This is a genomic window from Mycobacterium sp. (assembly GCF_052143115.1).
Classification (GTDB): Bacteria; Actinomycetota; Actinomycetes; order Mycobacteriales; family Mycobacteriaceae; genus Mycobacterium.
Window position 1 is genome coordinate 1 of sequence record NZ_JBKQTQ010000148.1, and the last position, 6,638, is coordinate 6,638.

General features: G+C 65.7%; 8 protein-coding genes. 4 read left to right on the forward strand and 4 right to left on the reverse strand.

What is annotated here, in order from left to right:
* Nucleotides 1-86: 86 nt before the first annotated feature.
* Nucleotides 87-1,193: a PDR/VanB family oxidoreductase gene (locus tag ACLQI9_RS15540; protein ID WP_442391882.1), complete on the forward strand. Its 1,107-nt coding sequence runs from the start codon at nucleotides 87-89 to the stop codon at nucleotides 1,191-1,193.
* A 7-nt stretch (nucleotides 1,194-1,200) separates the two neighbouring features.
* Here ACLQI9_RS15540 and ACLQI9_RS15545 read toward each other — a convergent pair whose 3' ends face one another.
* Nucleotides 1,201-2,064: an SCP2 sterol-binding domain-containing protein gene (locus ACLQI9_RS15545; protein WP_442385169.1), complete on the reverse strand. Its 864-nt coding sequence runs from the start codon at nucleotides 2,062-2,064 to the stop codon at nucleotides 1,201-1,203.
* 105 nt (nucleotides 2,065-2,169) lie between these two features.
* Between ACLQI9_RS15545 and ACLQI9_RS15550 the strand changes: the two genes are divergently transcribed.
* Together ACLQI9_RS15550 and ACLQI9_RS15555 are read left to right on the forward strand one after the other, a co-directional pair.
* The gene (locus tag ACLQI9_RS15550; RefSeq protein ID WP_442385168.1) at nucleotides 2,170-2,790 is read left to right on the forward strand and encodes a TetR/AcrR family transcriptional regulator; all 621 of its coding nucleotides are present in this window, start codon (nucleotides 2,170-2,172) and stop codon (nucleotides 2,788-2,790) included.
* Nucleotides 2,791-2,835: 45 nt separating this feature from the next.
* Nucleotides 2,836-3,132 (forward strand): LapA family protein, encoded by a 297-nt coding sequence (locus ACLQI9_RS15555; RefSeq protein WP_442385166.1) that lies wholly within the window; start codon nucleotides 2,836-2,838, stop codon nucleotides 3,130-3,132.
* 26 nt (nucleotides 3,133-3,158) lie between these two features.
* On the opposite strand, the gene ACLQI9_RS15560 is transcribed toward ACLQI9_RS15555, so the two are convergent.
* The 3 genes from ACLQI9_RS15560 to ACLQI9_RS15570 form a co-directional block, all read right to left on the reverse strand.
* Nucleotides 3,159-3,587 carry a type II toxin-antitoxin system Rv0910 family toxin gene (locus ACLQI9_RS15560; RefSeq protein ID WP_442385164.1) on the reverse strand — a complete coding sequence of 143 codons (429 nt, stop codon included), beginning with the start codon at nucleotides 3,585-3,587 and terminating at the stop codon, nucleotides 3,159-3,161.
* Between the two features lie 63 nt (nucleotides 3,588-3,650).
* The gene (locus tag ACLQI9_RS15565) at nucleotides 3,651-4,214 is read right to left on the reverse strand and encodes a hypothetical protein (protein WP_442385201.1); all 564 of its coding nucleotides are present in this window, start codon (nucleotides 4,212-4,214) and stop codon (nucleotides 3,651-3,653) included.
* Between the two features lie 65 nt (nucleotides 4,215-4,279).
* Nucleotides 4,280-4,627 (reverse strand): aminopeptidase, encoded by a 348-nt coding sequence (locus ACLQI9_RS15570; protein ID WP_442385162.1) that lies wholly within the window; start codon nucleotides 4,625-4,627, stop codon nucleotides 4,280-4,282.
* A gap of 240 nt (nucleotides 4,628-4,867) precedes the next feature.
* Here ACLQI9_RS15570 and ACLQI9_RS15575 point away from each other — a divergent pair, with 240 nt between their 5' ends.
* Entirely contained in the window at nucleotides 4,868-6,616 is a 1,749-nt protein-coding gene (locus ACLQI9_RS15575) for a DUF4407 domain-containing protein (RefSeq protein WP_442385160.1), read from the forward strand.
* Nucleotides 6,617-6,638: the final 22 nt, after the last annotated feature.

The following is a 6,638-nucleotide window of genomic DNA, read 5'->3' on the forward strand; positions in this document are numbered from 1 at the left end:
GGCTTCTCACCGGAGGAGATGGGCTCGACGGCGCAGGCTGTGGCATATCTGGCTAGTTCCCCGGCGGCGCGCGCAGCACATCTTTGATGGGCGCCTTCGACGGGTTCCGGGAGGCGCCGCCAAGCGCCTCGGGTCGTTCGTCGCACGACGTGCTGCTTGGTCTCGCCAACGCCGCGGTCACCGCACTGTGGGCATTGTCGGGATCGATCAGGCGTGTCACGGCGCCGGCCCATCGCGACCGCAGCATCACGCTGACGGTGGTGGGTCGCAGGGTGGTCGCCCACGATCAGGACGTGGTGACGCTGACGTTCGCCGGCGCCGACGGTGCGCCCCTCCCGCCCTGGCGTCCCGGCGCACACGTCGACATCCACCTGCCCAGTGGGCGGGTGCGGCAATACTCGCTGTGCGGCGACCCAGCCAGCCCGGACGGCTATCGGATCGCGGTGCGCCGCATTCCCGGCGGCGGCGGTGGCTCGGCCGAAGTCCACGAAGTCTTAGGTGTCGGCAGTCAGGTCACCACGCACGGACCGCGCAACGCCTTTCCGTTGACCGTGCCCGGTTACGGATCGCCCACGCAGCGTTTGCTGTTCGTCGCCGCCGGCATCGGCATCACGCCGATCCTGCCGATGATGCGCCACGTTGAGCGCCTCGGTGTCGAGTGGTCGATGGTCTATGCCGGCCGCAGCCGTGACAGCCTGCCCTTCCTCGACGAGATGGCGCAGTTCCGCGACCGCATTGACATCCGGACTGACGATGTGCACGGCGTCCCGACGGCGGCTCAGCTGCTGAGTGACTGCCCCGACGGCACGGCGGTATACGCCTGTGGACCCGCGCCGATGTTGACGGCGATTCGTGCTCAGCTCGCGGGCCGCGACAACGTCGAGTTGCATTTCGAGCGTTTTGCGGCGCCGCCGGTGATCGACGGCGAGGAGTTCACCGTCCGCATCGCCTCGACAGGCACCACGGTGCAGGTCGGCGCCGAAGAGACACTGCTATCGGCGCTGCAGCGAGCAGATGTCTGGCCGCCGTACTCCTGCCGTCAGGGCTTCTGCGGGACCTGCCGCACCCGGGTGCTCGACGGCTGCGTCGACCACCGCGACACGCTGCTCACCGAGCCCGAGCGGGCCAACGGAATGATGCTGGTGTGCATTTCGCGCGCCGCAGGAGGACAGCAGCTCACCCTCGATCTGTAGCGCGCCGCTACGGGCTGGCCAGCAGGGTGCCAAACTTGGCGGCCAACCACGGCTTTCGCCCGCCCGCCCGCAGTTTGCCGCGGAGAAGCGCGGGGAATTGCGACACTCGACCGAATCCGACCAGCAGGAACGCAACGGGGTCGGCGGTGATCACACAGTCGGCCTTCTCCCCTGCCGCGGTGACGACACCGTTGCCGTTCGCGATCGCCATCCGGTAGGGCCGCCCGCCGCGCATGCGCAGTTCAAAACTGATGTTGAGATTCTTCGTCCGCGAGGGCATCAGGTATTTCGGCGCGAGCGTAAGCACGGCAGGTATGACCAGCAGGGCGTCATCGCGGCTGATGCTCCACGACCGATGCGCGCCGCGCGCGATATCCAGGCCGTGAACCAGCTGCTCCCCCAATAGCAAGCAGGTCATCACGGCCGGTTCGAGAACCAAACCGTCGGCCGTGAGGATCGCGGCGGGTTCGGACGTGTCAACGGCAGAGGCGACAGCAAGGTAGCGCGCGGCGGTCTCCTCCAGCATGTCGGCGAGTCGGCGCAGGTCACGCTCGGCAACGTCAATCAAGTGCTGGTCGTTGACCGCAGTCCTGGCCCATGCCGGTGATCCGTCTGGAACGTTGATCGCGGCGTGGTCGCCGTTCACATGTCTGGTCAGCACCTCGGTGTATTCACGCATGTCACCGACCACGTGCGCCGCCGTCTGGCCGGCTGTCCAAGCGAGCCCCGGTACCGGGGCTGTCGATTGGCCGATGCTGCGCCAGAGTTGCGTGCTGCGGGCGACGGCATCGGCAAGTGCGGCCCTGGCTGCAGGGTCGGCCCGCCGGACATCGTCGACGGGTCCCGCGGACGCGGTTGGGACAGTTTTCATCGGGAGCATCCTTCCGTCTGGTTGGTTTTGAGATAGTGCCACTATGCCACATAGCGCTACTATGTCAATACGCTGGAACGATCCGCGTGCACGGGAGTGAGGGGCATGTCCGAGTCGACACCGCAGTCGTCGTCGCTGCGTGCCCAGCAGGTTGCGCAGACCCGGGAGTCGCTGGTTCACGCAGGCCGGGAGTTGTTCGGCCAGAAGGGATTTCGACAGACTTCGGTGGAGGATTTGGCGCGCGCCGCCCGAGTCACGACCGGCGCGCTCTATCACCACTTCCCCACCAAGACCGCACTTTTCGAGGCGGTTTTCGTGCATGCCCACACCGAACTGATGGCCGCGTCGATGGCAGCCGCCCAGGAGGCAACGGATGACCTCGACGGGCTGGCACGCGGCTTCGAGGCGTTCCTCGACGCCGTATTGGAGTCAGACTTACAGCGCATCCTCATTCTGGACGGCCCCGCGGTGCTGGGCCCGGCACGCTTCACCGAACTGGATGAGCGCTACGCATTCGCAGTCATCGTTGCGGCGCTTCGGGCCGCAACCGAAGCCGGCGCCCTGCGCGTCGACGATCCGGAGACCGTCACCCGGCTGCTGCTGGGTGCGCTGACTCGCGGCGCGATGCTGATCGCCAATTCGCAGGATCCCGTCGGAACCAGGCATGCGGTCGCGCAGTCCATGCGCACCCTGTTAGCCGGTTTCGTCGCCCCCGCCTCCGGCTAGTTGCAAAGCCGTTTTTTCGCTCCAGGATCCGGGTAGTAGATCTGGATGGGAGACACCTCGCGCGACCCGATTGACCATCACCGGACCACAGAGCCACGCGCCGGCGAATCGATGAAGAACGGCGTGAAGACGCCAGGGTTTGTTCTGTTGGCCGCCGGCGCGCTGGCATTCATGGTTTGCGTGGCCAGCTTCGCCCAGAAACAGGTCGCGATCGGAGTCGGCGCGGTCGCCGTCGCTTTGCTCGCGACTGGCGCGGGCTTCGCCTGGCTGGGCATGGAATCGAGACGGATCCGCCAAGTCCAACGGGAATGGAAAAACGCCCACGACGGCGGGACAGAATGAGCGGACGCGCCTTCGGTTCGCGGGAGTCATTGCAAGGCGGCCAGGTTGTACACCGACTTGTGAACATCGGACCTGACGATCCTCGCGACGAGTCGCCCGATTGGCCCGTTGAGGACACCGCCGGTCAAGTCGGCGGTCATATTAAAGGTCGACCCGGGATGGTTGTCGGTGACTGTCATCGCTACCGCAATCCGGATCCCGCCACGGCCGCGGCCGGACAACTCGATCGCCTTCGGCTCGTCATACCGCGTAACCGTCCAATGAATGACGTTGCGAAAACCCTTCACCTTGATGCACGACGACACCCGTGTGCCCTTCTCGACTTTAGAAGGAACCGGACCGCGCCAGCCCGCGAAAATCGTCATCCAGTCACCGAACCGGTTCAGGTCGCACGCCAGTTTCCACGCGGAGTCCGGCGATAGATCGGACGACGTCGAAACGTCTACTCGCGCCACCGGGCTTACATACCCGGGCGCGGTCGCGCGATAAACCGTGCCTCGGCACCTATCGGCCGGCGGTCAGATGCCGGTCCAGGTCTGATCGAGTTGCTCTGCCACGTCGATGACTTGTGCCTTTTGCGATTGCGGCGAATCGATTTCCTCACTGACGTAGTGGGCGATAAAGCGCCGGATCTCCCCGTCGACCCCGGCGATGATGCGCAACACCTCGCCGCGGATGCTTGTCGACGACACGTGGACGGTGATATCCGACGGCCGTGGCTTGGCCACGTCGACGATCAGCAGCAGCGGTTCGGCCGCGCGCGCGGTCGCGTTCAACGCGATATCGCCGTCAACCCGGAACCGCTGCTTGTCCAGACGTAGGTCAAGGAGCAGATCGATCACAAGTGGGATGTGAATATCGAAAGTGATGCTGTCGGCGACGTTACGGCTGACCTGCGGCTCCTTGATAGCGACTTTGGCGCTGACTTTGGCGATCTTGCCCGGCCCCTGCGCAATCGGTTCCATGTCGAACTCGTTGCCGGCGAACGCGGCGAACGCGGCGCCGACCCGTTCCTCCGTCACGGCCACTTCGAAGAATCGCCGCCCAAAATCCTCGTAGCTCACGTAGTCGTAGCCCTGCATAAGTGAATACCGTCTCACGTCGCCTTCCGACACTGCGGCTGATCCGATCGTGTCGGCCGGAGGCGTCAGAAACCGGCCGACCCCGCTAATCGGCCGCCACGCACGAAAAATGCTGCGACCACAGCGATCGCACCGATCACGGCCCCCGGAATCGTCCACGACCGCGGACCGGAGAGGGCGGACTGGCATTCGGCCACAAAATCGGTGTGCGGGACGATCTGGTTGAGGATCGGAATGTTCGCCACCGACGTGTTATTCGCTTCGCGAGCGTTGGACAGGTCCGAGATCGCGGCGTTCCCGCATCCGAGGCTGCCGCCGTTTCCGTCCGAAACCGAAACCGGCACCAACAACCCGATGATCCCCACGACCAGGACCACCGCCCCCACCACCAGGACCAACCGCCGCAATGTCACACCGCGCCCCTTTGCCCGCTGCCCTTCGCCAGGAAGCTACCCATCAATCTCGGTAGAGAAACGTACGACGCTGGCAGCCTGCACGGCAGCGGTTATGCAAGAATTCAGCCATCGCACCGGCGCGAACCGGGCTGGGCGATTCCCGTCGCGTTGTTAATCGCGCCACATATCCATCCCGCCGATTCGGTATCCCGGCCCTGGCCTGTCAGGCTGGCAGAACCTGGAGGTGTTTTCAGTCCGATGTGCGCCCATAAAGTGACCGAGCCGCGAACCCGCGGCTCTCAGATCGCGGCCTTGCTCACCTGGGTCGGTGGCGGAGAGCGCCGCGAACTCGACGAGCATCACGAGCGCTCTGCGCACGCGATCGCCGGTGTTGTTGTGATCCTCAATGCCGCGCTGGCCTGGCTGGTGACAACAGTCGACATCCTGGAAGCGGCACGCTGGCCAGTGCTGGCCGTGATGCCGTTCACCCTGGTGTTCGGCCTGCTGGTGGGCGCGATCACCCGCGGGATTGCCAGCGGACCGCTGCGCGGGGTACGCGGAATCGTGGGACGCGCACTGGTGGCGGTTGCCGTCGGCATGGTTGTGGGCGAGTTCGCCGCCCTGGCGGTGTTCTCCGGGTCGATCGACCGTCAGCTCGAGCTGCAGGGCGCACGCAATGCCGATTCGGCGCCGGCGGTCGCGCAGGCATCAACGAGCCTGGCGCAAATGCGCGACACCCGGGTCGCGCTCGACAAGGCCGTTGACACCGCACGCATCCACCGCGATCAGGCACTAGAGGTCGCGCGCTGCGAATACCATCCCACCCCGGCCTGCCCGCAGACCCGCATCACCGGCGTGCCCGGTTCCGGGCCCGAAACCCGAACGGCCAACCAGCTTCTCGCAGATTCTCAGCGGGAGCTGGACGCCGCCGTCGCCGCTCGCGATCGCCAAGCTGCTGAGTTGGACTTGAAAATCGGCGACGGCGAGCGGGCCCTGTCCAAAGCGCATCAATCCGCGGCCGCGGAGGTCGATCATGGCTTGGGGGCGCGGTGGCTCGCCATGCAGGACCTGACATTGGCCAGTGCCGGCGCACTAATGCTGCGCCTGCTCACGATCGCGTTCTTCACATTGCTGAGCCTGCTGCCTTTAATCCTGCGACTGTGGCGGGGCGAAACGACCCATGATCGCCACGCGAGAGCCCGTGCCGAACGCGAACGCGCCGAGCTGGAGGCGGAGACGGCGATCGCAGTCAAACGCGCCGAGGTGCGTGCGGCCGCCGAAACCATGTGGGCCGAGCAACAACTCGTCCAAGCCCGACTGGCCGTCGAGGCACAGACCGAGATCGACCGTGCACAGCTTCGCCAGCGAGTGGACGCCGCGCTCGAGGGCCCGAAACAGATCGCTGAGCCGGTGGCGGAACCGCTAGTGGAACACATCTACCTGCCGATCGCCGCTGAGGCGGAGGCCGCGAGTCATGCGGCGACCGAATTGCCCGAGGCCGCGCCGAAAGCCGATGCGGCCGAGACACCGAACCTGCCCGCGACGGTTGAACCACCCGACGTGCCCGCCACTCCGGCGATTCCGATCATTCCGGATGTCACCAAAGCCGCCGCTCGCTGGATTCGTCCGCTGGTTCCGGGGTTTGTTGCCCGCGCGATCGACACCTCGACTCACCCGTTGCGAACCGCGCGTCAGGTATTCGAGGAGGTCGAGGAGATCACCTTCGCGCTCAAGCGCACTCGCAAGATCGTCGTCAATACCGAGGAAAGTGTCAACCAGGAGTCTTTACCCGCATCGGCTGCTATCGAGTCCGCGGACGATCGCGACCTCGCGGCGCACCACGTTGCGGCACAATCGGTGTCGTCACATCGGCCATCCGCTGAGCGCGCGGACGGCCTCCCGCTAGGGCCGAGTTTGCGTGAGCCACAGCACAGTCTGGCCGAACGCGACGGACCACGTGAGGTCCGTGCGGCTGACGGCCCACGGCAATTGCCCCCTGCGGAGTAGTCGTCGGGTGACACTCTATTGT

Excerpts from the sequence above, each read along its gene's own strand:
- ACLQI9_RS15550 (WP_442385168.1), top strand. The coding sequence starts at position 2,170 with ATGTCCGAGTCGACACCGCAGTCGTCGTCGCTGCGTGCCCAGCAGGTT.
- ACLQI9_RS15545 (WP_442385169.1), bottom strand. The coding sequence starts at position 2,064 with ATGAAAACTGTCCCAACCGCGTCCGCGGGACCCGTCGACGATGTCCGG.
- ACLQI9_RS15565 (WP_442385201.1), bottom strand. The coding sequence starts at position 4,214 with ATGCAGGGCTACGACTACGTGAGCTACGAGGATTTTGGGCGGCGATTC.
- ACLQI9_RS15575 (WP_442385160.1), top strand. The coding sequence starts at position 4,868 with ATGTGCGCCCATAAAGTGACCGAGCCGCGAACCCGCGGCTCTCAGATC.
- ACLQI9_RS15555 (WP_442385166.1), top strand. The coding sequence starts at position 2,836 with ATGGGAGACACCTCGCGCGACCCGATTGACCATCACCGGACCACAGAG.
- ACLQI9_RS15540 (WP_442391882.1), top strand. The coding sequence starts at position 87 with ATGGGCGCCTTCGACGGGTTCCGGGAGGCGCCGCCAAGCGCCTCGGGT.